This window comes from Bacillus sp. EKM206B (assembly GCF_011066015.1).
Classification (GTDB): Bacteria; Bacillota; Bacilli; order Bacillales; family Bacillaceae; genus Bacillus; species Bacillus velezensis.
Genome location: NZ_JAAMNL010000030.1, coordinates 1 through 664 on the forward strand (window position 1 = coordinate 1; position 664 = coordinate 664).

Annotated in this window: 5 tRNA genes and 1 rRNA gene; all 6 read right to left on the reverse strand. The window is 51.1% G+C overall.

The window, feature by feature from the left end:
- Nucleotides 1-95: 95 nt before the first annotated feature.
- Nucleotides 96-170: transfer RNA gene (locus G9F50_RS20220), tRNA-Gly, on the reverse strand.
- A gap of 9 nt (nt 171-179) precedes the next feature.
- Nucleotides 180-263 (reverse strand) — tRNA-Leu (locus G9F50_RS20225).
- Between the two features lie 10 nt (nt 264-273).
- Nucleotides 274-349 (reverse strand) — tRNA-Lys (locus tag G9F50_RS20230).
- A gap of 37 nt (nt 350-386) precedes the next feature.
- Nucleotides 387-462, reverse strand: a tRNA-Thr gene (locus G9F50_RS20235).
- A gap of 29 nt (nt 463-491) precedes the next feature.
- Nucleotides 492-567 (reverse strand) — tRNA-Val (locus G9F50_RS20240).
- Nucleotides 568-590: 23 nt separating this feature from the next.
- Nucleotides 591-664: ribosomal RNA gene (rrf, locus tag G9F50_RS20905) — 5S ribosomal RNA — on the reverse strand; the annotation flags it as partial.

Here is a 664-nt window from a genome sequence, read left to right on the forward strand (position 1 = left end):
CGGACTTGAACCGGCACGGTAGTCACCTACCGCAGGATTTTAAGTCCTGTGTGTCTGCCAATTCCACCACCCCGGCATGGATGGTATAGTATAGTTGGAGCGGAAGACGGGATTCGAACCCGCGACCCCCACCTTGGCAAGGTGATGTTCTACCACTGAACTACTTCCGCGTTTGGCAATGCGGATGAAGGGACTTGAACCCCCACGTCTGTAAAGACACTAGAGCCTGATTCTAGCGCGTCTGCCAATTCCGCCACATCCGCAAGAAAAACATGGTGAGCCATGAAGGACTCGAACCTTCGACCCTCTGATTAAAAGTCAGATGCTCTACCAACTGAGCTAATGGCTCTTATTACAAGAGACTTATATAGTATAACATATAAAGGTGGTGCCGGCAAGAGGACTTGAACCCCCAACCTACTGATTACAAGTCAGTTGCTCTACCAATTGAGCTACACCGGCTTAATACGCCAACTTATGTATGATAGGAATGGTGGAGGATGACGGGCTCGAACCGCCGACCCTCTGCTTGTAAGGCAGATGCTCTCCCAGCTGAGCTAATCCTCCGTATATTACACTTGCGTGTAATGGCTTGGCGGCGTCCTACTCTCACAGGGGGAAACCCCCGACTACCATCGGCGCTGAAGAGCTTAACTTCCGTGTT